The 23,228-nt window shown below is 69.9% G+C and carries 22 protein-coding genes and 5 pseudogenes; 20 read left to right on the top strand and 7 right to left on the bottom strand.

The genetic code is table 11. From position 1 onward, the window contains the following. Positions 1-661 precede the first annotated feature (661 nt). A pseudogene (locus AB0G01_RS32150) lies at positions 662-857 on the bottom strand (IS701 family transposase); the annotation flags it as partial. Positions 858-968: 111 nt separating this feature from the next. Between AB0G01_RS32150 and AB0G01_RS32145 the strand changes: the two are divergent. From AB0G01_RS32145 to AB0G01_RS32090, 12 genes and pseudogenes are all read left to right on the top strand, one after another. Continuing rightward, positions 969-1,844 carry a DUF1990 family protein gene (locus tag AB0G01_RS32145; protein WP_360953552.1) on the top strand — a complete coding sequence of 292 codons (876 nt, stop codon included), beginning with the start codon at positions 969-971 and terminating at the stop codon, positions 1,842-1,844. Positions 1,845-1,911: 67 nt separating this feature from the next. Continuing rightward, on the top strand, positions 1,912-2,961 hold the full coding sequence (locus tag AB0G01_RS32140; protein WP_360953549.1) for an NAD-dependent epimerase/dehydratase family protein: 1,050 nt from the start codon (positions 1,912-1,914) through the stop codon (positions 2,959-2,961). A 276-nt stretch (positions 2,962-3,237) separates the two neighbouring features. Then, entirely contained in the window at positions 3,238-3,444 is a 207-nt protein-coding gene (locus AB0G01_RS32135) for a hypothetical protein (protein WP_360953546.1), read from the top strand. Between the two features lie 128 nt (positions 3,445-3,572). Further along, positions 3,573-3,830, top strand: a complete 258-nt coding sequence (locus AB0G01_RS32130; RefSeq protein ID WP_360953543.1) for a hypothetical protein — start codon at positions 3,573-3,575, stop codon at positions 3,828-3,830. Between the two features lie 109 nt (positions 3,831-3,939). Further along, complete coding sequence (locus AB0G01_RS32125) at positions 3,940-4,761, top strand: helix-turn-helix domain-containing protein (RefSeq protein WP_360953563.1); 822 nt, start codon at positions 3,940-3,942, stop codon at positions 4,759-4,761. Between the two features lie 64 nt (positions 4,762-4,825). Then, positions 4,826-5,407 (top strand): dihydrofolate reductase family protein, encoded by a 582-nt coding sequence (locus AB0G01_RS32120; protein WP_360953540.1) that lies wholly within the window; start codon positions 4,826-4,828, stop codon positions 5,405-5,407. Between the two features lie 95 nt (positions 5,408-5,502). After that, complete coding sequence (locus AB0G01_RS32115) at positions 5,503-5,859, top strand: transposase (RefSeq protein ID WP_360953537.1); 357 nt, start codon at positions 5,503-5,505, stop codon at positions 5,857-5,859. Further along, positions 5,744-6,247, top strand: coding sequence for a transposase (locus AB0G01_RS32110; protein WP_360953534.1), 504 nt, complete (start codon positions 5,744-5,746; stop codon positions 6,245-6,247). Before AB0G01_RS32115 ends, AB0G01_RS32110 begins: the two co-directional genes overlap by 116 nt. Continuing rightward, positions 6,205-6,306: pseudogene (locus AB0G01_RS32105) on the top strand (hypothetical protein); the annotation flags it as partial. The gene AB0G01_RS32110 and the pseudogene AB0G01_RS32105, both read left to right, overlap by 43 nt. Before the next feature lie 199 nt (positions 6,307-6,505). Beyond that, positions 6,506-7,216 carry an endonuclease/exonuclease/phosphatase family protein gene (locus AB0G01_RS32100; RefSeq protein ID WP_360953531.1) on the top strand — a complete coding sequence of 237 codons (711 nt, stop codon included), beginning with the start codon at positions 6,506-6,508 and terminating at the stop codon, positions 7,214-7,216. 241 nt (positions 7,217-7,457) lie between these two features. Continuing rightward, positions 7,458-8,381 carry a transposase gene (locus AB0G01_RS32095; RefSeq protein ID WP_360953528.1) on the top strand — a complete coding sequence of 308 codons (924 nt, stop codon included), beginning with the start codon at positions 7,458-7,460 and terminating at the stop codon, positions 8,379-8,381. A gap of 77 nt (positions 8,382-8,458) precedes the next feature. After that, positions 8,459-8,887 (top strand): SRPBCC family protein, encoded by a 429-nt coding sequence (locus AB0G01_RS32090; RefSeq protein ID WP_360953525.1) that lies wholly within the window; start codon positions 8,459-8,461, stop codon positions 8,885-8,887. Positions 8,888-9,296: 409 nt separating this feature from the next. Here the strand turns inward: AB0G01_RS32090 and AB0G01_RS32085 are convergent, their stop codons facing one another. Further along, entirely contained in the window at positions 9,297-9,860 is a 564-nt protein-coding gene (locus AB0G01_RS32085; RefSeq protein WP_360953522.1) for a hypothetical protein, read from the bottom strand. Positions 9,861-10,406: 546 nt separating this feature from the next. Here AB0G01_RS32085 and AB0G01_RS32080 point away from each other — a divergent pair. From AB0G01_RS32080 to AB0G01_RS32060, 5 genes and pseudogenes are all read left to right on the top strand, one after another. Then, a complete protein-coding gene (locus AB0G01_RS32080; RefSeq protein WP_360953519.1) occupies positions 10,407-12,542 on the top strand; it encodes a UvrD-helicase domain-containing protein in 2,136 nt (711 codons plus the stop codon). A 365-nt stretch (positions 12,543-12,907) separates the two neighbouring features. Next, a pseudogene (locus tag AB0G01_RS32075) lies at positions 12,908-13,747 on the top strand (cation diffusion facilitator family transporter); the annotation flags it as partial. Between the two features lie 146 nt (positions 13,748-13,893). After that, positions 13,894-15,150, top strand: coding sequence for an MFS transporter (locus AB0G01_RS32070; RefSeq protein ID WP_360953516.1), 1,257 nt, complete (start codon positions 13,894-13,896; stop codon positions 15,148-15,150). A gap of 239 nt (positions 15,151-15,389) precedes the next feature. Continuing rightward, a complete protein-coding gene (locus tag AB0G01_RS32065; protein WP_360953513.1) occupies positions 15,390-15,842 on the top strand; it encodes a GTP-binding protein in 453 nt (150 codons plus the stop codon). Then, a pseudogene (locus AB0G01_RS32060) lies at positions 15,791-16,072 on the top strand (GTP-binding protein); the annotation flags it as partial. The gene AB0G01_RS32065 and the pseudogene AB0G01_RS32060, both read left to right, overlap by 52 nt. Before the next feature lie 382 nt (positions 16,073-16,454). On the opposite strand, the pseudogene AB0G01_RS32055 reads toward AB0G01_RS32060, so the two are convergent. Further along, positions 16,455-16,580: pseudogene (locus tag AB0G01_RS32055) on the bottom strand (MFS transporter); the annotation flags it as partial. Positions 16,581-16,599: 19 nt separating this feature from the next. Then, a complete protein-coding gene (locus AB0G01_RS32050) occupies positions 16,600-18,009 on the bottom strand; it encodes an NAD(P)-binding domain-containing protein (RefSeq protein ID WP_360953510.1) in 1,410 nt (469 codons plus the stop codon). Positions 18,010-18,109: 100 nt separating this feature from the next. Here AB0G01_RS32050 and AB0G01_RS32045 point away from each other — a divergent pair, with 100 nt between their 5' ends. Both AB0G01_RS32045 and AB0G01_RS32040 read left to right on the top strand, forming a co-directional pair. Then, a complete protein-coding gene (locus AB0G01_RS32045) occupies positions 18,110-18,970 on the top strand; it encodes a metalloregulator ArsR/SmtB family transcription factor (protein WP_360953507.1) in 861 nt (286 codons plus the stop codon). A 313-nt stretch (positions 18,971-19,283) separates the two neighbouring features. Further along, the gene (locus tag AB0G01_RS32040; protein WP_360953504.1) at positions 19,284-19,601 is read left to right on the top strand and encodes a hypothetical protein; all 318 of its coding nucleotides are present in this window, start codon (positions 19,284-19,286) and stop codon (positions 19,599-19,601) included. Between the two features lie 4 nt (positions 19,602-19,605). Here the strand turns inward: AB0G01_RS32040 and AB0G01_RS32035 are convergent. Further along, positions 19,606-20,468 (bottom strand): IS5 family transposase gene (locus AB0G01_RS32035; RefSeq protein WP_360953501.1). Its coding sequence is split into 2 segments (ribosomal slippage): positions 19,606-20,132 and positions 20,132-20,468, totalling 864 coding nucleotides; the frame shifts between segments, so codons are not numbered across the junction. A 144-nt stretch (positions 20,469-20,612) separates the two neighbouring features. Here AB0G01_RS32035 and AB0G01_RS32030 point away from each other — a divergent pair. Then, on the top strand, positions 20,613-20,930 hold the full coding sequence (locus AB0G01_RS32030) for a hypothetical protein (protein WP_360953498.1): 318 nt from the start codon (positions 20,613-20,615) through the stop codon (positions 20,928-20,930). Between the two features lie 41 nt (positions 20,931-20,971). Here the strand turns inward: AB0G01_RS32030 and AB0G01_RS32025 are convergent, their stop codons facing one another. Both AB0G01_RS32025 and AB0G01_RS32020 read right to left on the bottom strand, forming a co-directional pair. Beyond that, a complete protein-coding gene (locus AB0G01_RS32025) occupies positions 20,972-21,916 on the bottom strand; it encodes a site-specific integrase (protein WP_360953495.1) in 945 nt (314 codons plus the stop codon). A gap of 20 nt (positions 21,917-21,936) precedes the next feature. Further along, on the bottom strand, positions 21,937-23,067 hold the full coding sequence (locus tag AB0G01_RS32020) for a hypothetical protein (protein ID WP_360953492.1): 1,131 nt from the start codon (positions 23,065-23,067) through the stop codon (positions 21,937-21,939). Positions 23,068-23,228 lie beyond the last annotated feature (161 nt).

Genomic DNA, 23,228 nt, shown 5'->3' with positions numbered 1-23,228 from the left:
GGCGGCCCCCCCCCCCGGGGGGGGGTTTCCCGCCCCGCCGGCGGGGGGGGGGGGGCGGCGCCCCCCCCCCCCCCCCGCGGGGCCCCCCCCCCCCCCCCGGCCCCCCCCCCCACGGGGCCACGTGTCGGCGGCCAATTCGGTCAGCGCACCGGTCTGCCCACGGGCGAAAACGTCGGCCACGGCCCGGTCCAGCAGCGCGGCGGACCAAGCCCAGATCGTGGTGGATTAGGGAGCACCACCTGATCATCGACGCCACCGGCATCCCGCTGGCCGTCAAGCTCACCGGTGGCTCCGGACTGGGCAAGCCCCGTCAGCCGGTCGAACGTACCTGCGCCTGGATCAAGGGCTGCCGACGAATCCGCGTCCGCACCCAACGCCGAGCCGATGCCCACCAGGCGATGCCCAGCCTGGCCTGCCCGATCATCTGCCTGCGGAAACTCATTCCGAACTGATCGCCAATACGGCAACGACAGTTTGTGATGTCCGCGTCTACTGTGATGACTGATCCGGGTGCGGGCTTGCTTTGTTCGCCGCCAGGTCGGCCAGTGCAGGACGTGGTCGGCGGTGTGGGTGACGCGGATGACGAGCCGGTTCCATAATAGGCGGATCTCGTTGACGGACAACGGGACCAGTGAGCGGCCGACACCGGCTGCAGTGTGCTGTCGGCCGAGCCGAAGCAGATGTAATAGGCGATGACGGACGGATCGGAAATGCTCCACCTGGCCAACAGCCGATGGCCCCACCCGGTTTGCGCAGCGGACGGATGTCGACCACGGCCCAGCCCGCCATCCGCGCCCCTTCGAACCCGCGCCGGACGCGAACCGCTCCCACGCCGTATCCGGCAGCTCGGCGATCAATCGACCCGCCCCGGCGACGGTCGTGAAGCTCGTCGAGAACTTCGCGGCCACTTCGGGGTCGAGTTCGTCCTCCGGGTCCTGGGCATCGCCTTCTCCACCTGCCACGGCTGGGTGGCCCACCAGGCCGACCCGTCCCGCCAAGAGCGCGAGGACCGGGCGGTCACCACGGAGATCGCCGACATCCACACCGCCTCGGACGGCACCTACGGCAGCCCGCAGGTGCACCAGCGTCAAAGCATCCGCGTGTCGCGCAAGGCCGCGCCACGACTGACCGGTGCCCGCCTGGGTACTCGACGGGGGTCACCGGGAGGAGTCGTCGTGCGGGTGGTCTGGTCGGGACGGGTGGATGTCGGGGCGCTGGTGCGCGCGCTGCGCGGGCGGGGGCTGAACTACGACCCTGCGGAGGTGCGGCGGCCTGCGTGGACGTTCGACGAGCACCGGCACGGGCTGGGACGGGAGGCCGTCGGGCCGCCGGTCGAGGGCGGGCTGTGGTGGCGGGCGAAGGTCCTGGTGGCCGGGTACGAGTTCAGCCCGCCGGAGATCGTCCGCGCGTTCCACGAGCCCGGCACGGACCTGCTGGGGCGGGACATGCTGCTACAGGCGCGATTGCCCGGATTGCGGTTCCTCATGGGCGTGCGGGTGACCGACGTGCGGGACGAGGCGTCCGACGAGCGGACCGCGTGGGGGTGGGGGTACGAGACGCTGGAGGGCCACCTGGAGCGGGGGCGGGTGGACTACGAGCTGGTCAAGTACCACTCCACCGGTGAGGTGGAGTTCGTCGCGCGCAGCTACTCGCAGTTGCACCCGCGTGCGCCGTGGTGGATGCGGTGGGGCTGGCGGTTGTTCGGGCGGCGCGTGCAGCTGCGGTTCTACCGGCGGGCGGGGCAACGGCTGCGGCGGCTGGCCGCCGACCCGGTCGTGGCGGTGCCGACCGTGGTGGAGCGACCCACCGGTTGGGGGATCAGCGTGCCCGATCCGCTGAGCTGAGGTTGCGGTGGTACGCCCCGGGTAGCCCATGCCGACCGGACCCGGTCGAGCGGATGGGGAGCATGTCGTGAAAGTCGTGATCACGGGGGCATCGGGCAACGTGGGTACGGGCGTGCTGCGCGCCCTGGCCGCCGACAGCCCGGACCACCGGGTCGTGGCCCTGTGCCGCCGCCCGCCGCGCGACGGGGCGTTCGACGGGGTGGTGTGGCAGGCGTGCGACCTGGCCGACGAGGGCGCGCACGAGGTGCTCGACCGGGCCGTGGCCGGCGCGGACGCCGTGGTGCACCTGGCGTGGATGTTCCAACCCACCCGACAGGGTGACCGCCTGCACCGCACCAACTACAAGGGCACCGCGGCCGTGCTGGAGGCGGCGCGGCGGGCGGGCGTGCCGCACGTCGTGCACACGTCGTCCATCGCCGCCTACCAGTCCGCCGACGACCAGCCGGTGCCCGAGACGTGGCCGACCACCGGCATCCCCGGCTCGGTCTACGGTATGGGGAAGGCGGAGGTCGAAGCCGCCGTGGACCGGTTCGCCCAGGAGAACCCGGACACCGCCGTCACCGTGGTGCGCCCGACGCTGGTGGCGCAGAAGTCCGCGTCTGCCAGTTTCCTGGCCCTGTTCTTCGACCCTCTGGTGCCAGAGTGGCTGATCAAGCTCCTCCGCGCCGGCAAGATTCCCCTCCTGCCACTGCCGGCCGCGCTGCGCGTGCAACTGGTGCACGCCGATGACGTGGGCGACGCCATCGTCCGAATCCTCCACCGCCGCGCGACCGGCGCTTTCAACCTGGCCGCAGACACCCTCACGGCCGACGACCTCGCCCGAGTAGTAGGCGCACGAGCCGTGCCGATCCCCGGACAGGTGATGCGAGCAGCCGTGGCCCTCCTCTGGCGCTTGCATGCGATCGGCATGTCCCCCGGCTGGTTCGACGTAGGCACCCGCTCCCCTCTGGTGGACACCACCCGCGCCCGGACCGAGCTGGACTGGACCCCAAGCACCCCCAGCGCCACGTGCGCCGAGGAACAACTCGCTGGCCTGGCCGAAGCCACCCCCGGCCCCACCCCAGCCCTCCACCGCGACCGCCTCCACGACGACAACCGCGCCGACGCCCTGACCTGACCCCGGCACCGGCACCGGCACCGGCACCGGCACCGGCAACATCAGCCCATTCCGCTGCATAACAACGCTTTCGAGTCGTCAACGCTGTCCGCCGCGTCCACGCGGCAGCCGAAACAGGTCGTGCCCGGGTCATCTAACGACCGGAGGTGGACGCGTACGTGAGCCGAATCGGCGAAGCCGCGCGGATAGCAGTCCAGCGCGGCCCTGTGCCGCTCGGAAAGTCATCGCCGCTGGTAGAGCGGTACCAACGCCGCTAGAGAGCATGTCCGGGTAATCGTGTCCCTGCTGTACAAGGCGACCAGGAAGCCGCTGTCCGTGCCGGCGGTGCTGCTGCGCAGCGAGACGGTGAAGAACGCCGAACTTCTCGTCCTTCGGCACGAGAACGCGGTCCTGCGCCGACAGCTCGCGGGTCCGGTCCGCTACGAGCCCACCGACCGGTTCCGGTTCGCCGCCCTGTCCGGGTTGGTGGATCGTCGCCGGTAGCGGGAGGTTTCCCGATCACACCGGGCACCCTGCTCGCCTGGCACCGCGCACTCGTGGCCCGCAAGTAGGACCACTCCGCGCGTCGACGCACCGAGCGTCCACCGACCCGAGCGCCGGTCAAGTCGCTCGTGCTGCGGTTTGCCAGGGAGAACCTGCGGTGGGGTCATCGGCGGATCCAGGGCGAACCGGCCCGCCTCGGCCACCGCATCGCCGCCTCGACGGTCCGGCAGATCCTGCACGACGCAAGCCTCGACCCGGCACCCCGCCATGATGGCCCGACCTGGCGAGAATTCCCCACCACCCAGGCCCACGGCATCATCGCGGCCGACTCCCTCCACCTCGACACCGTGCTCGGTACACGGCTCCACGCCCTGGGGTTCCCCTAACACGGCACCAGGCACCGGCTCGGTGCTGGCGGAAGCGCGGCTGGAAGATCCCGGCGCGCGGTTCCGTCGGGGCGTCGGCGATGCTGTTCGCGTGGAGTACGTGTCCAGAGTGCCGCGGCCCCCGCTGGACGAGCTGATCGACGACCTCTACTACCTGGAGGGTGCGCCGCCGTACGCCCGGTTGACGCTGCCGCCGATGCCGGCGGCGTTGCTCATCGTCAATCTCGGGGCACCGTTCCGCATCCGCGCCGGCACCGACATCGAGACGGCCGAGTACGCCGACGGCTGCGTGGTCACCGTGCCCACCCGCGCGTTGGAGTTCGGCTACCCACTCCGGACCCGGTCCGTCGGCGTGCACTTCAAGCCGTGGGGGCTGGCACCGTTCCTGCCGATGCCCGCTGCCGAGCTGCGTGACCGGCCAGTGACGGTGGAGCAGGTTTGGGGCCGGCCCGCCATTGCTGAGCTGCGAGACCGGCTGGCCACTGCGGACGGACCGCAGGAAATGCTGACGCTGCTTGAGGAGGAACTGATGCGACGGCTGTGCGAAACTGCCGGCCTGGGGCTGGTCCGCCATACGAGCAGCGTCATCGCGGCGACCAGCGGGGCGGTGGCGATCGGCGACCTGAGCGTGACGGCGGGTGTCAGCAGCACTCACCTGGCACAGCGGTTCAAGGAACTCATCGGCGTCACGCCGAAGCGGCTGGCCCGCACCTTCCGCTTCGCCGTCACCGTTTTCGCGATCAATCCCGCCGGACCGATCGACTGGGGCGACCTCGCCGGTGGCGCAGGCTACTTCGACCAGGCCCACTTCGGCCACGAGTTCCGGGCGTTCACCGGGCTCACGCCGACCCGGTACGTCGAAGTCCGGCGGCGGTTCCTGCGCGAACATCCCGGCCACGCGCTGGACGGCTGGCCGCTGCCGGCCGATTGATTTCTTACAAGAGCGACAGCTCACGACACGCTAATTTGGGACACCCGAAGCAGAGGAGAGCCCTGTGGGCAAGGTGGTCATGTACAGCTCGGTGTCGGTGGACGGCTTCGTCGCGGACGAGGACGACCAGCCCGGACCGCTGTTCGACTGGTTGTTCAGCGGTGACGTGCCGTTGGACGAGAGCGGCGAGGTGACGGTGTCGCAGACGTCCTACGACTACACCCGGCCGTACTGGGACCAGATCGGGGTGACAATCGTCGGCCGCCACGTCTTCGACATGACGGACGGCTGGGACGGGAAGCCTCCGGGCGGGATCGACCACGTGGTCGTCGTGACGCACCGGCCGGTGCCCGAGGGCTGGGACCCCGAGGCACCGTTTCACTTCGTCGACGGCATCGAGGCAGCCATGGCCAAGGCGCAGGAACTTGCGGGTGACCGCGTGGTCGAGGTGGCCGCCGGCGACGTCGGGGGCCAGGTGCTTGCCGCGGGCCTGATCGACGAGGTGCGCATGGACGTCGTACCCGTCGTGTTCGGGTCCGGCAAGCGCTACTTCGGCTCGGTTCACGCGCAGCACCTGCTGGAGGATCCTGACGTAGTGATTCAGGGCAACCGGGTGCTTCACCTGTGCTATCGGGTGCGCCGATGACCGATCTGAGTGGGCACACCAGGAAGTGATGTGCTCTGGGTTTTGCGGAGTCGGGTTGCTGGACTTCAGGCTGATCATCCCCCGGAGGGGTCAGCATGCCCAGGAGTTACCCGCCGGAGTTCCGCAGCAAGGTCCTCGACCTGTTCAAAGCCGGCCGTACCGTCGCCCAGGTCGCACTCGACCTACAGATCGGCGACCAGACGATCTGCGCCTGGCGTCGCCAGTCGCTCGTCGACGCCGGACAGGAACCGGGCCTGACCTCGGTGGAAAAGGCTGAACTGGCCTCGGCCCGACGTCGGATCGCCGAACTGGAGACCGAACTGGCGATCCACCAGCGTGCCACCGAACGGCTCAAGGAGGCGGTGCGCCCAAAGCCCGATTCGCCGCGATCGCGGCGATGGCCCAGGACAGGCTCTCGGTCCAGACCGCCTGCCGGATCCTGGGGTATCTGAATCCGGGCTGCACGCCTGGCGCGGTCGGGCCCCGTCGGCCCGTTCGGTGCGACACGCCTGGCTCACTGGCCCCGGCAGGCAGGTCCACACCGCCTCCAACGGGGTCTGCGGCTCCCGGCGGGTGCGCGCCGAACTGATGCTGGGCCGTGGCATCACGGTGAGCCACGGCGTGGTCGAGATGCTCATGAAACGTGCCGGGATCACAGGACTTCCGGGCCGCACACATCGACGGCCCGACCGGATACCGCCACCGCGACCGACCTGGTCGACCGTGGTTTCGTCCGCACCGCGCCGAACCGGCTGTGGATCACCGACATCACCGAGCACCGCACTCGTGAGGGCAAGGTCTACTGCGCGGTGGTGTTGGACGCCTTCTCCCGCAGGGTAATCGGCTGGTCGATCGACAGCCGCCAGGACGCCGCTTTGGTGACCAACGCGCTCGGCATGGCGCTGCACAACCGCGAGGCCGCGGCGGACACGGTGATCCACTCCGACCACGGTGTCCAGGGCGAGTTCAACTGGTCGTCGCAACACTTCGATGGCGGAGGTGTTAGATGGGATGGCCGAGGAAGCAGGTGCCGCGGGTGCCGAGCGGGGCTCGACGTCAGTGGGCTGCGGATAGGGCGACGAGGCCCCCGACGCGCTCGTGCGCAGCGTCGAGGACCGCCGCCCGGCGTTCGTCACGATCCAGGAAGCCTGCCGGGACTGGAACGACCGGCTGGAGAACCGGCTGCCCGGCTACAGCGTCGCGTTCCACCCCGTGCGCGGAGGGGACGGGACCACGGCGCGGTGCAAGCACCCGTCGGACTTCGGCAACGCCGTGCTCGTCCGCGACGACCTCGGTTTCGACGTGTCCCGAGCCGTGCCTCACGACCTGGGCTCGCCCGACGGCTACGAGAAGCGCGAGGTGCTGTGCGTCCGCTCGGAAAGCCGCAGGATCGTCGTGTGCAGCACGTACCTGACGGTCGGCAACGACGACGAGCCGCTTCGCGTGCGACGTCAGGAAGCCGCCAAGGTCAAGGGAATCCTGGCAGACTACGCCGGGGACACCCGCTTCCTCGGCGGCGACTTCAACGACGACCCGTTGTCGGCCGTGGCGGACAACTTCTACCACCCGAATTACGAGTACGGGGCGCACGGCGAGTTCAAAGAGGCCGACAGCCCTTGCGGCAACGAGGTGAAGCGCGGCTTCCGGGTCTGGGTCGCGTGGATCCCGTGCCGGTCCGGCGAGTCCACGCACGACCAGGGCAAGATCGACCTGCTGTTCGTGCCGCCTGCCGTGCACCTGGACCGGGCAGACGCCACTCACGCCACGCACTCCGACCACGATCCGCTGTGGGCAGGTGTCCAGTTCTGAGTCGTGACGAGCAGCACCGGCGCGGCCCGGCCTCGTGGCTTTCCGGTGCCTTGTCGTGGCGGGTGGCCGGGCACGCCATGCCTTGATCTTCCGGAAGCGGCGTTCGACGGTGTCGCGCCGCCTGTGGCGCGTGGAATCGAACGAGACCGGCCGACCAGCCTGCGGGGTTCCAGAACTCTGATCTGAGGCGCTGAGCTTCGGTGATCGCGCATTACGAGCTGTAGGAGCATGATCGTGAGGCGTGGTGCCACGACTGCCGTGCCTGGTCGTCGTCCGGGTCGTCGGCTGGTTGCGGGAACACCGGTTGGTGATACCAGGAACCCTCCTGAGATGGTACCGGCACCTGGTCGCGAAGAAGTGGACCCACCCCAACCACACCGGCCGACCGCCGGTCGACGACACCATCGCGGCGTTGATCGCGCGGATGGCCCGAAAGAACACCGAGTGGGGCCACCGCCGGATCCACGGCGAACTGCTCAAGCTCGGCCACCGGGCAGCCGCTGCAACGGTTCGCCGCGTGCCCAGGCACCTGCGGGTACCGCCCGTTCCGCAGCGCCACACCGACACCTCCTGGCGGCGGTTTCTCCGCGACCGGGCCGCGAGCATGTCGGCCTGCGACTTCTTCCACGTCGACTGCGCGGTCACCCTCAAACACGTCTACGTGTTCTTCGTGCTGGAGATCGCCACCCGCTACGTCCACATCCCCGGCACCACGAATCCGAACGGCCCGTGGACCACCCGACAAGCCCGCAACCCACTCATGGGCCTCGGCAACCGGGCAGACGACTTCCCACTCCTCATCCGCGACCGGACCGGCCAGTCCACCACCCCGTTCGACACCGTCCTCACCGACGCCGACATCCAGGTCGTCAAGATCCTCCACCGTGTCCACAAGCCAACGCCCACGCCGAACGGTCCGTCGGCACCATCAGACGCGAAACCACCAACCGACTGCCCATCCTCAACCAACACCACCTGCGGACAATGCTCGACCGCAAAGCCGGACTACACGTCGACACTCCGTCGACCAGTCCTCGGCGGCCTGATCAACGAATATGAACCCGCAATAACCCAACCGCAGGTCAAACCACGCGGCCGACTTTTGACACCCCACAGGGTATGGGTGGTCCAACACACCCGGGTGAACGTTGGCACCCCCGGCTGACCCGATGGTGGCGTGTGGAGCCCAAGTGTCCGGGTACCCGACGGTTCCACAGCACCGAACGTCAAGGGAGCGGACTCGTGGCCAGCTACACGCACCAAGTCGAGGTGGACCTACCCTCGGGCCGGCTGTTCGACTTCCTCGCAGACCCCCGCACCCTGCCCCAGTACATGCCGAAGTTGACCGAGGTCGAGCCGGTGGGCGGAGACCGGGTGCACGTCGAGGCGGACGTGGGCGGCAAGCACATCACGACCGAGGGGTGGCTGCGCGTGGACCGCGATCGGCACACCTTGTCCTGGGGCACCCCTGGTGAGGACGACTACCACGGCGAGCTGACCGTGTCCGACCACGGCGCAGGGCGGAGCGAGATCGCCATCACCCTGCACACCGAGCGCGCGGGCGGACCGGACGTCCAGCGCGGCCTGGAAGAGGCGGTGGCCGTGCTGACCCACCGTGCGACGGCCGAGACCGACACCCAGGCCGCCGAACGGGGCAACGATTGGTTCTGACACCGGCCCTGTGGGGTGCCAGAACTCTGCATTGAGGTGCCGAACTGCGGCGATCGCGCACCATGGGCTGTAAGAGCATGATCGTGAGGCGTGGCGCTACGACTGCCGTACCTGGTCTTCGTCCGGGTCGTCGGCTGGTTGCTGGAGCGGGTCCATCGAGCTGTGCTCGCCGCGTTGGTGCGCCGACTCCCCCGGATGCTGCGCGAGCACCGTTTAGTGACACCGGGCACCCTCCTGCGAGGACACCGGTGCCTGGTCGCGAAGAAGTGGACCCATCCCCACGCGGGTCGGGTCAGTCGCCCGACGGTTCACCGTGGTCGCAAAGGGAATCGATGGCGTCGAGGACCAGTCGCCCGTACGGAGTCGGTTCCAGCCGTTGGCCCGCAGCGCGTGGCCGGATGCAGAGTCGCTAGCCGAGTTCGCGTTCGATGCGGGAGATCTGGGGGTAGAGGTCCTGTCGGGCGAGGCCGAGTACAGTGGCTGCCTCGGCAATCGTGCGGTGCTTCATCGTCTCCCGGAAGCGGAGAAGTCGTCGCCGGCCGCCGTGGCTTCGAGCAGCGGGGCCGAGGATCGCCGGGTAGGTGTGCCGGTCGGTCGTGTCGCGGGCTTGGGGAGCACGCAGCGGTGTGCCGTACTGCTGCGCGCGACGGCCAACCTGGTAGGCGCGGATGCCGAGTTCCCGGGCGATGTCTTCGAGGCTGCGTTTCCGGGTCAGGTACTGGGTCCGGAGCCAGTGCTTGTCGACGTCGGGTGTGCGGTCGACCCGGAATTGGGTGAGTCCGTGTGTGCGTAGGGACGCGGTCACGGTGACCACGGAGTGGCCGGTCTCGGCGGCGATCCGGCGTATCGGTTTGCGCTGATCCACATGTCGCGTCGGGCGGTCCGGTGGTTCCGGCAGAGCCTCCAGGGGATGCCGGCAGAACGCGAAGCGCAGGTGTTCCAGCGAGATGCCCAGCGTCGAGGCGACGTTCACCGGTGGCGTGTGCCCGGATCATCGTGTGTGCTGCCGCGATGTCGACGCCCGCCAGGTCACGACCTGGCAGTTCCAGGCCGTCGGCGCAGTCGGCGGACGGCTCCCAGACCAGGGGTTCGTCGATTCCCTTGTCGTGGAGGTATCGGGTGGCGTAGTCGTCCAGGGCGTCGGCGAGTGGCCTGGTCAGTCTGAAGGAGACCGCTGCGATGTCGTGGGCCGTGGCCTGTTTCGTGGTCAGCGTCGGGGCCGATGCCTGCCTGGGGTCGTCGCCGGTGAGCCTGTGGTGGTGGTAGCGGCGCATGCGCCGCTCGGTGGCGTCGAGGTTCCCCGGACGGTAGGCAATCGACCGGCAGATGTCCTTCCATACCCGTGCGGGCAGCAGATCGCCGCCGACCAGGGTTCGTAGTCGATCGGTGCGTCGTGCCGGTCGAGGTGGTCCGCGATCGCGCAGAGCGCGGGACGGGCGGCGGCCACTGCCTGACTTGGGCGGCTGAGGTGGAGGGGAAGAACAAGACTGTTTTTCCCCGGCGCTGCCGTCCACGCTCGATGGCACTGATCGTCGACCTGGAGGATCGCGTGGCCGTGACCGGTAGTGGCATCGATCGTGAGATCGACATCGAGCAGGAGTATGCGGCGGCCCTGTACGCCCGTCTGGACGCCCTGCGCGAGGAGGCGGCCGAGCGGCTGGTGGCGGCGCGGCGGGACGGCGGGGATCGGGAAGCGGTGGCCGTCTGGCAGGCGGAGGTGGCACGACTGGACACGGTGGAGCAGGGGTTGTGCTTCGGGCGACTCGACATGCACGACGGCCGGCGCGTCTACATCGGCAGGCTCGGCCTGTTCCGGGACGCGGACGGTGAACCGTTGCTGGTGGACTGGCGCACCCCGGTGGCTCGGGCGTTCTACACCGCGACGGCGACCGCATCGCAGGGGGTGCGGCGACGGCGGCGCATCACCACGCGAGGCCGGACGGTCGTCACGCTGAACGACGAGTTGCTGGACCCTGACAGTGCCGGCGACGCCGGTCTGGTCGGCGAGGCGGCGTTGCTGGCGGCGGTGACCGCGGAGCGGACCGGGCGGATGCACGACGTCGTGACCACTTTGCAGGCAGAGCAGGATCGGATCATCCGGCACGAGTCCAGCGGGGTGCTGGTGGTGCAGGGCGGTCCCGGCACGGGGAAGACGGCCGTCGCGTTGCACCGGGTCGCCTACCTGCTCTACACCCGGCCGCACCTGCGCACCCGCGGTGTCCTGGTGGTGGGTCCCAGCCGGATCTTCCTCGACTACATCGGCCAGGTCCTGCCCGGTCTGGGCGAGAACAACGTGGTGACGGCGACCATCGCCGACCTGAAGCCGAGCATCGAGGTCAGCCGGGTGGACCCGCCCGGGATCGTCCAGCTCAAGGGCGAGGCGGTCATGGCCGAACGGCTGGCGGCGGCGGTGCGGTCACGGGTCCAGACACCGGAGCACCCGGTCGACGTCGAGTTCGAGCAGCAGGTGCTGCGGCTCGACCCGCGCACCTGGGACCGTGTCATGCGGAAGGCCAGGCGGACCGGACTTCCGCACAACCAGGCAAGGCTGGTCTTCCAGCGGGAGGCCGTGGATGTGCTCGCACGGCACCTGATCGAGGGCATGGAGGCGGTCGTGCTGACCGACACCGGCGAGGCGATCGACGGCGGCAGCCCGGACGGCCGGCTGGGTGAGGCCGATTTGCGTGCGCTGGCCGCCGCGGGTGTCGTGATCGACCAGGACGAGCACGACGACGGACCGAGGACCCTGCTGGACCAGACCGACCGGAGCGGTCTGCGGGACTCACTGCTGGCCGACATCGGCGTCCAGGCCGCACTCGACGCGCTATGGCCGCCGCTGACCCCGGAGCACGTGGTGTCGGACCTCCTCGACGAGCGGGCTGGCGGCTGGAGCGCCGCGGACGTCCCGTTGTTGGACGAGGCCGCCGCCCTGATCGGCCAAGGCGACGACAGCGCCACGTTCGGGCACGTGGTCGTCGACGAGGCACAGGAACTGTCCGAGATGGCCTGGCGGATGCTGATGCGCCGGTGCCCCACCAGATCGATGACCATCGTCGGGGACCTCGCCCAGACCGCGAACCCGGCCGGCACCTCCTCGTGGGACCGCGTGCTGCGCCCACACATGCGGGACCGCTGGCAACTCGCCCGGCTCACGGTCAACTACCGCACACCGACGGAGATCATGGACGCCACAGCGGACCTGCTCGCCGCCCACCACCCAGGAACGCCTTTGCCCCGGTCGGTCCGCTCGACCGGCGAACCACCATGGCGTATCGGCACCACCCGCGCCAACCTGATCACGACCGTCGCCGAGCTCGCCACGGCACACACCGACGGCCAACTCGCGATCATCGCCCCGAGTGCCCACATCGAGCCCCTGGCCGCCGCGCTGTCCCTCGCCACCCCACCGGATCTCACCGGCAAGGTGGTGCTGCTCACCCCCGACCAGGCCAAAGGCCTGGAGTTCGACTCGGTCGTGATCGCCGACCCGGCAGGAATCCTCCGCACCGCACCACTGGGCCACAATGACCTGTACGTCGCCATGACCAGGGCCACTCACCGACTGGGCATCGTGCACCTCGGCCGGGCACCGGCCGAACTGGCCGCCATACGGGAAATCCAACCGGACCCGATCACACCAGCCAACGGGCGGTGAACCCGCCTCGCTCCGACGCACAGGTGCAAATCAGCTAGACCCTGCGGTCGTCCACCACGAACGACCAGGCACCACATCTGCGTCCGCGCATGCCGTTGAGGGCGCTTCTCCGGCTCGCAGGCGGATCGGTCCCGGCGTGACTCAATCGCTGGGACCGGTCCGCCTGGCTCCGTTATCGGGCTGTGTCGACGACGGGCATCCCGAGGTCGACCTGGCGGGTGATCCGGATGAGTCGCAGCGCGTCGGCGCGCTTGTCGCGCAGGCGTTGGAGTGTGATCGTTCAAGAAGCCAAGGAGAATCTCCGGTCGGCACTGTGACGCGAACCCACCGGACACATCACCGAGTTGCGCGCCGACACTCCGGTCATGACCACAGCCCGTCACTGCCGCTGTGGCTCACAGAACCACGGCCACGGGCACCGCCACACCGCGGCCGACCGCCTGGACACCGCGCTGGAAACCAGCAGGCGCGGGATCCGCGCCCTCGTCCTGTCCTTCACCGCGCTCTTCGCGACCGCCGTCGTGCAGGCGGCGGTGGTCGTCGCGACCGGTCGGTGGCGCTGTTGGGCGACACGATCCACAACTTCGCCGACGCCCTGACCGCGATGCCGCTGGGTATCGCGCTGGCCGGTTACGAGTCCGTGAGCCGTCTGCTCGACCCGCGCTCCGTCCAGCACCTGTGGGTCGTCGCAGCGGCCGGGGTCGTCGGTTTCGCCGGCAACGAACTCGTGGCTCGCTACCGGATCCGGGTCGGCCGTGACATCGGGTCGGCCGCGCTCGTGGCCGACGGCCTGCACGCCCGCACCGACGGCTTCACCTCCCTCGCCGTCGTCGGCGGCGCACTCGGAGTGGCGCTGGGCTTCCCGCTCACCGACCCACTGGTGGGCCTCGGCTGACGATCGCGATCCTGTTCGTCCCGCGCAACGCCGCCCGCGAGGTGTTCGGCCGGCTCATGGACGCCCTCATGGACGCCGTCGACCCCGCGACCCTCGACACCGCCGAACACACCGCAGCGCTGGTGGAAGGTGTCCGCCGCACCGGATACCTGCGGATGCGCTGGACGGACACGCCCTGCGCGCCGAACTCGCCATCAGCGTGGACCCCGCGCTCAACGTCGGACAGGCCCACCGGATCGCCCATGACGTCGAACGCCGCCTGATCGACACCATCCCCCGACTGACCGCCGTCACCGTTCACACCGAGCCCGGATGGCGGATGAGCCGGCCGCAGCGCCCGTACGACACGACCATGGCCTCCAGCCGGACCTTGTGGGTCACGGACCCCGGTGGTGATGTCGAGAGGCATCACCGGCGACCGGACCGGTGATGCGGTGACGAGCCATCGGAGGGCGCGTGCCGGGCACACGGGCGGGAGAACGGCAGTGGGGCGGGTTGCTGCGACAGCCCGACTTCCGCTCGTTGTGGATCGGTGAGACCGCCGGCAGGCTGGGCAGCGCGGCGACCTCGGTGGTCCTGCCGCTGGTCGCCGTCGCCACGCTCGGCGCGGACTCGTTCGCGGTCGGGGCGCTCAGTGCCGCGTCGGCGCTGCCGTGGCTGCTGATCAGCCTGCCCGCCGGGGTGTGGGTCGACCGGGTGCGGCGGCGGCCCTTGATGGTGGGCTGCGACCTGGTCGCGGCGGGTGCCCTGGTCAGCGTGCCGCTGGCCGGTGCGTTCGGCGTGCTTTCGCTGGCGCACCTGTTCGTCGTCGCGTTCGTCGTCGGGGTCACCACGGTCGTGTTCGTCACCGCCTACCGGGCGTACGTCCCGTTTCTCGTGAGCCCGGCGCACCTGGTCGAGGCGAACGCGAAGTTGCAGGGCAGCGAGCAAGGCTCGCAGATCGCCGGGCGCGGGCTGGGAGGCGTGCTGGCGCAGGTGCTCGGCCCTCCGATCGCGATCGCCGTGGACGTGCTGGGCTACCTCGCCTCGGCGTTGTGCCTGACCCGCATACGCGCCAAAGAAGAAGTACGCGACAGCGGTGCCCGGCGCGCGGGCCTGGTCCGCGAGGTGACCGATGGCCTGCTCTTCATCGCGCGCGACCGGCACCTGCGATTCCTCTGCGCGTTCAGCGCGATCGCCAACCTGGCCTACTCCGCGCTCCAGGCGCTCCAGATCGTCTTCCTGGTCAGGGACGTCGGGCTCGCACCGGGCGTGGTCGGATTCGTCGTCGCGGCGAGCGGCACCGGCGGTGTGGTCGGCGCTCTCGCCGCCTCCCGCGCAGCGGCCCGGTGGGGCACCGCCGGCGCTATCCGACGATGGGCCTTCGTGACCGCCCCCTTCGCTGTCCTGGTGCCCCTGACGACCGGCGGGCCCGGTGTGGTGCTGTTCGCGGTGGGCGCGTTCACGGTCACGGCCGGACTGGTCGCGATCACGGTGGTCGTCGTGGCGTTCCGGCAGGCGTACTGCCCACCGGAGCTGCTGGGACGGGTCAGCGCGAGCGCACAGTTCCTGAACTACGGGGCCATCCCGTTGGGCACGTTGATCGCCGGCACGCTCGCGGATTCCCTCGGCAACCAGACCGCGCTGTGGCACGTCGCCGGGGTCTTCGTGATCTACGGGCTCATGCCGTTCTTCGGAGTCATCGCACGTTCCCGCGACCTGCCGAACACATAGGTCCACCAGCGCCAGGGCAACAGCGCCCGGTCGCCACGGCCGTCGAGAACGCACATGAGATGGCGCTGCTCCCCTACCCCAGCCGAGAACGTTGACCGGGTGGGCCGCCGTCGTCCGGGCGGCGACCCGTCCTCCATCGGAATGGCGATCACGTCGATGCCCCCGCGCCTGATCGGCGCATCCCCCTCACCGCGCTGTCCGGCTTCCTCGACGCGGGCAAAACGACCCTGCTCAACCACGTGCCGGCCAACCGCGAAGGACACCGGGCGGCGGTGGCGGTCAACGGCATGAGCGAGGCCGACATCGACGCCGCCCCGGTCTCCGGGCGCGGCGGTGGGCGGCCGGTGGAGCCGACCAACGGCTGCATCTGCCGCACCCTGCGCGACGACCTGCCGGAGAGCGTCGGCGCATTGGCCCGGGAAAGCCGCTTCGACACCATCCTGACCGAGTCCACCGGCATCTCCGAGCCGATGCCGGTCGCCGCGCCGTTCGAGTGCACCGTCGAGGACGGCACGAGCCTGTCCGACCACCCCCGCCTCGACACCACGGCCACCGTGGTCGACGCCACGAACTTCCTCCCCGAACTCGAACGCGGCGACCGGCTCGACGAACGCGACCTCGCCGCTGCCCAAGGCAGCGAATGGCCACCACCGAGGGCCTGCTGCGCAAGCTCGACCCGAGCGCCCGGCTGATCCGCTCCCGTCGCGGCGTGGTGGACCTGTCCGACGTGCTCGACACCGGCCGCTACGACCCGGTCACCGCAGCCAGGTCACCCGGCTGGGCCGAGGAGCTGACCGGGTCGCACACCCCCGAGACCGAGGAGTACGGCATCCGCTCGGTCACCTACCGCGCCGATCGCCCCTTCCACCCGGCCCGACTCGCCGCCGCGCTGGAGCACTGGCAGGGCGTCGTGCGCAGCAAGGGCTTCTGCCACATCGCCAGCCGCCCGCGCACCCTCGCCGTGTGGTCCCAGGGGGCGCAGGCTCGACCCTGCCCTGCCCTGCCCTGCCCTGCCCTGCCCTGCTCACCGACGCCGAGCTGGCAGCCGGCCCGGCCGCGTGGGGCAACGCTTCGACGACCCCCTGCCCGCGTGGGACGACCTGGAAGCACACGACCACGAGCACCTGGTCCCACTCCCGAGGCACCTGCTCGACCGCTGAATGCCGTGTCTACGCCGCCGATGCCGGTGGAGCCAGACCTTCGGTTTCTGAGCCCGTCACCAGGTGCCCACCGACCGCACAGAGACTCGAACGCCTCTGCGGCCTGTGGGTATCCGTCGACCTGCCCCGACTTCAGCGCCGCTACCACCCGGTATCGGCTCCGATGGCCGGGGCGAGCACGGGGAACGCGTAGAACAGGATTCCCCAGCTCGTGTTCTGGGTCAGGCACGGCACCACCAGTGCCCGGCGCGGCCCGGCACGCCCCTCGATCGTGCCGGGCCGCAGGACTTCAGGACCGCACACCCGGCGTCAGCAGCGTCAGCTCCGAGACCGCCGGGGCACAGCACCCGCCGCCCGAAGGTTCAGCGCCGAACACCTCAGAACCGCCGCGCACGCCCGTTTCCGACAGGGTCAGCTCCGAGACAGCGGGAGCGCAGCACCCGCCACCGGAGGGTTCGGCGTCGAACACGCCGGAACCGCCGCACACCCCGGTTTCCGGCAGGGTCAGCTCGACGCGGCGTGCGGCCTCGTGGTCACCGGCGATCTCGGCGACCACGCTGCGGGCCTGCTCGTAGCCGGTCAGTGCCAGGAACGTCGGCGCGCGCCCGTAGCTTTTCATCCCGACCAGGAAGACGCCCGGCTCGGGGTGGCGGAGTTCGTTCGCGCCGTGCGGGTAGACCGTGCCGCACGAGTGCGCGTTCGGGTCGATCAACGGCGCGAGCGCGGTCGGGGCCTGCAACACCGGGTCCAGGTCCAGCCGGACCTCCGACAGCCAGGACAGATCCGGCCGGAAACCGGTCAGCACCACCACCTCGTCCACCGGGTCCAGGCGGTGCCCGTCCTGCGACTCCAGCACCACCCGGTCACCGTCACGCTCCACCAGCGCGGTGCGGAACCCGGTCACCACCGAGACGTGACCGGCCCTGGCCGCCGCCTGTGCCTTGAGCCCCAACGCGCCACGGGCCGGAAGCTGGTCTGCCTCGCCACCACCGAACACGTTGCCCACCGCACCGCGCCGCAGCAACCAGACGATGTGCGTCCCGGGGTGCCGTTCCGCCAGATCGGCCAACGCCACCAGCGCGGTCAACGCCGAGTGCCCGCTGCCCGCCACCGCGATCCGCTTGCCCGCGTACCGGTCGGCGTCGGTGGCCAGGTTCGGCACCCGGTAGGAGATGCGGTCCGACGCCGCCCGCTCCCCGACCGCCGGCAGCCCGTCGCCGCCCAACGGGTTGGGCACGGCCCACGTCCCGGACGCGTCGACCACCGCACGGGCCGTGATCCGCTCCTCGCCTTCGGCGGTCTGCACGTGCACGGTCAACGGCTCGCTGTCCCGCCCGGCGTCGACCACCCGGTCCCGCCCCCGCCGCGCCACCCCGACCACCCGAGCCCCGAACCGCACCCGGTCACCCAACGCCTCCGCCAGCGGGACCAGGTACTCGGCCGCCCACTGCGCCCCGGTCGGGTAACCGTCGCCATCAGGCGCGACCCACCCGGTGGGCTCCAGCAAACGCCGGGCGGCCGGGGCCACGAGTTCGGACCACCGGGAGAACAGCCGCACGTGGTGCCACTGCGCCACCGCCGCCCCCGCCTGCCCACCGGCTTCCAACACCAACGGCTCCAACCCGCGCCCGACCAGCTCGGCCGCCGCCGCCAACCCGCTCGGCCCCGCACCCACCACGACCACCGGATACCCGCTCACAGCCACCTCTTTCATCGGCAAGCTTCTATCAAGTCCCTTCGCACTCTATAGAGGCTCATCTATGAACACAACCATTGACAGAGGTCTATAGAGTGAGGGTATGACGACGCTGCCCATGGTCGGCCTGCCGGTCCAGGACGCCACCACCTACGCCCAGTGGTTCGCCTGCCTCGCCGACCCCACGCGGATCCGGCTGCTGCACGTCGTCGCCACCCACCCCGGCGAGATCACCGTGGGCGCGCTGTCCGAGGCCATCGGGGTCACCCAGCCGACCTGCTCGCACCACCTGCGCAAACTCGCCGACACCGGCTTCGTCCGCCTCCGCAGGGAGGGCACCGCCACCCTCGTCTCGGTCAACCCCGCCTGCTGCACCGGCCTGCCGCACGCCGCCGACGCCGTCATGGGCACGATCGTGACCCGCCCGTGCTGCCCCACCGACCTGCCCGCAGACGTCATCGTCCGCGCCCTGACCGACCAGGACTGGCCCGACGTCCGCCGCATCCACACCGAGGGCATCGCGACCGGCAACGCCACCTTCGACACCGAGACCCCCACCCGCCGCGCCCTCGACGCCAAGTGGCTGCCCGACCACCGCTGGGTCGCCGAACTCGACGGCCGGGTGGTCGGCTGGACCGCCGCCACGCCCGCCTCCACCCGCGACTGCTACGCCGGGGTCGCCGAGACCTCCGTCTACGTCGCCGCCGACGCACGCGGACGCGGCGTCGGCAAAGCGTTGCTGCACAAGCAGGTCACCGCAGCCGACGCCGCCGGCCTCTGGACCCTCCAGACCGCGATCTTCCCCGAGAACCGCGCCAGCATCGCCCTGCACCACGCCGCCGGCTACCGCACCATCGGCGTCCGCGAACGCATCGCCCAACACCACGGCACCTGGCGCAACACCGTCCTGCTCGAACGCCGCACCGAACCCTCGGCAGCGGACCCGTGCGCCGAACAGTGCTGACAGCCGAGCGGGGCGCGTCCTGAACAACGCCGCCGATGGCACGGCGGCACCGGCTTCTCGCTTTCACCACCTGTTCCGCTGCCCGGCCACGCCATTTGGCCCGAAGTCTGCGGTCTCGCCCGTAACCACAGGGACTCGTGACCGCCAGCCTCTTCGAGTCGTAACTCACCCAGTGCCCGTGGACTGGTCCGTCCAGGTGTACCTGTACAGCGGCTCGTCATCGCAGATATCGGGCGACGTCACCTCGGCACACGATCCGATCGCGACGCCGGGAGCCGGCCACACCATGGCCGTATCCACACCGCCGCACCCCATGACGCTCGTCGGGTGGATCGCCGCCACCGTCGAGCCCGGCATCCCCGCCCTGAACCCAGCGCCGTCCGGGACGTTGCGATTCCTGTTCTACGCCAGGGCCTCCACCACCGAACACCAGGACCCGCAGACCTCGCGAGCCTGGCAATTCGACGTCGCCCGCAGACTCGTCGACGGGCACGGCACGATCGTGGCGGAATACGTCGAGCACGGTTGCTCCCGCCAGGTTCCCTGGCACAAAAGACCCCGGGGCACGGCGCTGCTGCGCTACATCGCGGCCAACGCCCACCAGGTCGACGCGATCGTGGTCGGCGAGTAAGTAATCAGTTCAGAATGAGTTTGCGTAGGCAGATGATCGAGCAGGCCAGGCTGAGCATTGCCTGGTGGATGTCGGCTCGGCGTTCGGTGCGGACGCGGAGTCGGCGGAAGCCCTTGAGCCAGGCGAAGGTCCGTTCGACGGGCCAGCGGACTCTGCCCAGGCCGGAGCCGTGTTCGACGCCTCGTCGGGCGATGACGGGGGCGATGACGGGGGTGATGACGGGGGTGATGACGGGGGTGATGACGGGGGTGATGACGGGGGTGATGCCGTGGGCGCGGACCAGGCGGCGGTACTTGTCGTGGTCGTAGCCGCGATCGGCGTAGAGCCGACGCGGGCGTCGTCTCGGTGTGCCGACCACACCCCGGATCGGCGGGACCGCGTCGATCAACGGGATCAGTTGGGTGACTTCGTTGCGGTGCCCGCCGGTGAGTGTGATCGCCAGGGGGACGCCGGTGGCGTCGGTGATCAGGTGGTGCTTGGAGCCGGGCTTGCGCCGGTCGACCGGGCCCGGCCCCGTGTGGTCCCCCTTGCGAGGGCGCGCAGACGGGTGGAGTCGACCAGCATCGCGGACAGGTCCAGCAGACCGGCGGCGCGCAGCCCGGCGAGCAGCCGCTCGTGCAACCGCCGCCACACCCCGGCCTCGTGCCACTCGGTCGACCGCCGCCAACACGTCGCACCCGAAGCGCCGAACAACGCGATGGGCAGCCGATTCCAGCCGATCCCGGTACGCACCACGTACAGAATCCCCTCCACGGCCGCCCGGTCGTCGGCATGCCTGCGGCCTGGGTGACGGAAGCGCCTCGGGCGCACCGGGATCAGCGGTTCCAGTCGAACCCACAGCTCGTCGGTCAGGACTTCCCCACGCACGCCCCAACCCTGGAAGATCGCGCGCCACAAGCAAAGCCGACACGCCGGGTCATTCTGAACTGATCACTTAAACGACGACCACTGGCCGTCCGAGATCGGCAGAACGAGCTGTCGGCGGCATGTAAGGATGTTGTGGGAGGTCAGATGGAGCCACAAGCGCGGCGCAGGTACGACGTCGTTCACTGCTCGGTGGTCGGCCATGCGCGGTACGGGCTTCTGGTCGAATCCGAGGACGGCGAGCACGGATTCGTGGACAGCTCGTACATCACGGACAAGTCGGGCGAGCCGTGGCCTGCGGTGGGTGGGCGGTTGCGGTGCGTGGTCTTGGGCTATACGAAGGAAGGCAGGCTCCGAGTCGCGGCGACGCCCCTGTACGTCGAGATGGTGGCCGCAGCAGACGACCCTGACACGGCAGTGGATGAGTGGAGTCTGCTGACGGGCAGAGGGCGACGGCACAAGTGAAGTGTCCGCCCCCCGCCCGGCATACCAGTGCGTGTGTGCCGTCAGCTCTGCGGTGATGTGGATGTTGTTCGACCGGCGAGTGAGGTGAAGGCGGGCATGCCGAGCGCGACCGCGCCGGTGGGGCGTTGGAGCGCGGTGTCGATCCGGGCGAGCTTGTCTTTGGCTCCCGTCAGGCTGACTTGTAGTCCTTCGACTTCCCCGAGCCATCCTTCGCGCTTGGCTTCGACAATTCGGGCCTCCAAATTGTCGCGAATCTCCACCAATCGTAGTCGTTGTGCCGGGTCGGGCCGCAGTAGTGAACACCTGATGCAAGCGTGCTCATGGATGCAAGGTGATCCGAATGCTCGTACGCAGGTCCCGACGGATACCTTCCTTTTCTCGAAGTGTGCGAGGAAGGAGTCCCATTCTTGATCGGTCGGGGTCCGGTGTTCTTCGCCGGGTTGGGTCGTCCGTCGGCTGGCGCTGAACGCCTGGTGCGCTTCGATCGCTTCGGCGGGATGAACGGCCTTGTAGCCCGTTGTCGTGTCGATGGATTTGTGTCCGCAGATGACTTGGGCGATGTGGAGCGGCAGGCCACGCATGATGGCATCCGTGACAAAGATTCCTCGAAAATCGTGGGGTGAGAACACGAGCGGGTCGCCGCCGGCGTCGGTGAGGTCGGTGATCGCGAGCGCGTTGATCAGCAGTTTGCGGATCGCGGTGGGGGTGAATGGCCGGTTCTCGCTGCCGATGGAGCGTTGGAACATCAGCGGCATCGGTGGGTTCCAGGCTCTCTCCCGGGTGTCGTAGGACGTCGCGAGCGGTATCGCGCCGTTGGGGGCACGCAGCCCGCTGACCATGGCGCTGAGGACGTCCGTGAGCTCGGGGCTGACGAGTAGAAGTCGCTCCGTGTCGGTCTTCGACAGGGCGATCTGCGGCAACGGCACGAGCTCGCCGGTGGAGGGCGGCCGGTATTCGGTGATGCTGTGGTGGCTCAGCTCCAGCATCTCCTCGCAGCAGATCCCGGTCAGCCGCAGAACTTCGATGGCGGGAAGGACCAGAACGCCTCCTCGTCCTCATAGGACAGATTGCGCCGCTTGCCGGTGGCCGTGTCCTCGGCCCAGACGTGCCGGCCGATGGACGTGGGGGCGATTGCCCTGCGCAGCGCGCCGTCGGTGCCGGGGATCGGTTCTCCGGGCCGGGTGTCCTGGGCCGCCCGCAGCCGTCGCTCGGAGATGAGGCGGCGTTCGTGGGCCGTTCGTACCAGGACGGGCAGGACGGGCAGGACGGGCAGCCGCTCGCGGGTGCGCTGGTCCATGCCGGCCTTGCGGTGCTTGAGCTCCTTGACGCGGCCGATCTCGGCGTCACGGACCGGGCAGGGCACGGCCCACGGTGCCCAGCGGCCTGGGTCGTCGACGGCCCAGTGGGCGATGTCCAGGTAGAAGGCCCGCACCCGGAGCAACTCGTCCTTGGCGTTGATGCGGGGGCTGGAGATCTCGATCTGCTCGCCGGCGGCGTTGGTGGTGATGCGTTTCTTCATGCTCAGGTCCTCCTTCCACGCCCGAATCGTCTCCAGTGGCAGGCGCAGCGTGTCGATGCCCGGCGAGAGGGCCTCGATCCGGGCCCAGAACAGGCCGGCCAGGGTCCGGGAGACCGTATTGATACTGGCGAAGTCCAGAGACGGCTGCCGTTCCCGCAGGTAGTCCACGACCAGGTCACGGACCGGTCGACACCGCAGCGGATAGCGGTCCACCGACTCCTCGATGCTCACCTGGCCCACCGCCAGCCCGAAGGCACGGATCGTGTGGGGTGCGTCCTCGGGAAAGATGCCCAGAGCGCGCAGCCGCAAGTAGAAGTCGACCTTCTTCTGGCCGCCGCGCACGTGCACGAGGCGTTGCGTGTCGGCCAACTCGACGCAGTCGCCGCCGGTGATGTCGGTGACCAGGCCGCCCTTGCAGGCCAGCAGTGTCGCAGCCCTGCTCGCGGCGATCCGCGCGTCCAGGGCGGAACCCGCCGGCCCGGCGTCGGCCAGCCTGCGCAGCCGGGCGAACCCGTCGGGGTCCCTGATCTGCTCCATCGCGGCCGCGAGGTGGCGGTGTCTGCGGGTGAGCATCCAGGGCAGACCGGGACGGATGACGTCGCCGCAGATCAGCATCAACAGCCCCGACGACAGGTCCTCCGGGTCGTAGGAGGCGGACTCGCCGCGCTTACGCAGCCACTCCAGTGGAAGTTCCGTCCAGGTGGCACCGGGACGGTCCTCGGCTTCGCCGGCCAGCCAGCGCTCCTGCCAGGTGTTGCCGGGATGGGCGGACAGCCAGC

The organism is Actinosynnema sp. NPDC023587, from assembly GCF_040640215.1.
Classification (GTDB): Bacteria; Actinomycetota; Actinomycetes; order Mycobacteriales; family Pseudonocardiaceae; genus Actinosynnema.
The sequence above is the reverse complement of the archived record's forward strand: the minus strand, read 5'-3'. Positions and strand labels throughout refer to the sequence as shown.

Bases quoted from the DNA above. Each gene is read 5' to 3' on its own strand.
- AB0G01_RS32115 (WP_360953537.1), top strand. From the start codon at position 5,503: ATGCCCAGGAGTTACCCGCCGGAGTTCCGCAGCAAGGTCCTCGACCTG.
- AB0G01_RS32080 (WP_360953519.1), top strand. From the start codon at position 10,407: ATGGCACTGATCGTCGACCTGGAGGATCGCGTGGCCGTGACCGGTAGT.
- AB0G01_RS32045 (WP_360953507.1), top strand. From the start codon at position 18,110: ATGACGACGCTGCCCATGGTCGGCCTGCCGGTCCAGGACGCCACCACC.
- AB0G01_RS32040 (WP_360953504.1), top strand. From the start codon at position 19,284: ATGACGCTCGTCGGGTGGATCGCCGCCACCGTCGAGCCCGGCATCCCC.
- AB0G01_RS32030 (WP_360953498.1), top strand. From the start codon at position 20,613: ATGGAGCCACAAGCGCGGCGCAGGTACGACGTCGTTCACTGCTCGGTG.
- AB0G01_RS32025 (WP_360953495.1), bottom strand. From the start codon at position 21,916: ATGCTGGAGCTGAGCCACCACAGCATCACCGAATACCGGCCGCCCTCC.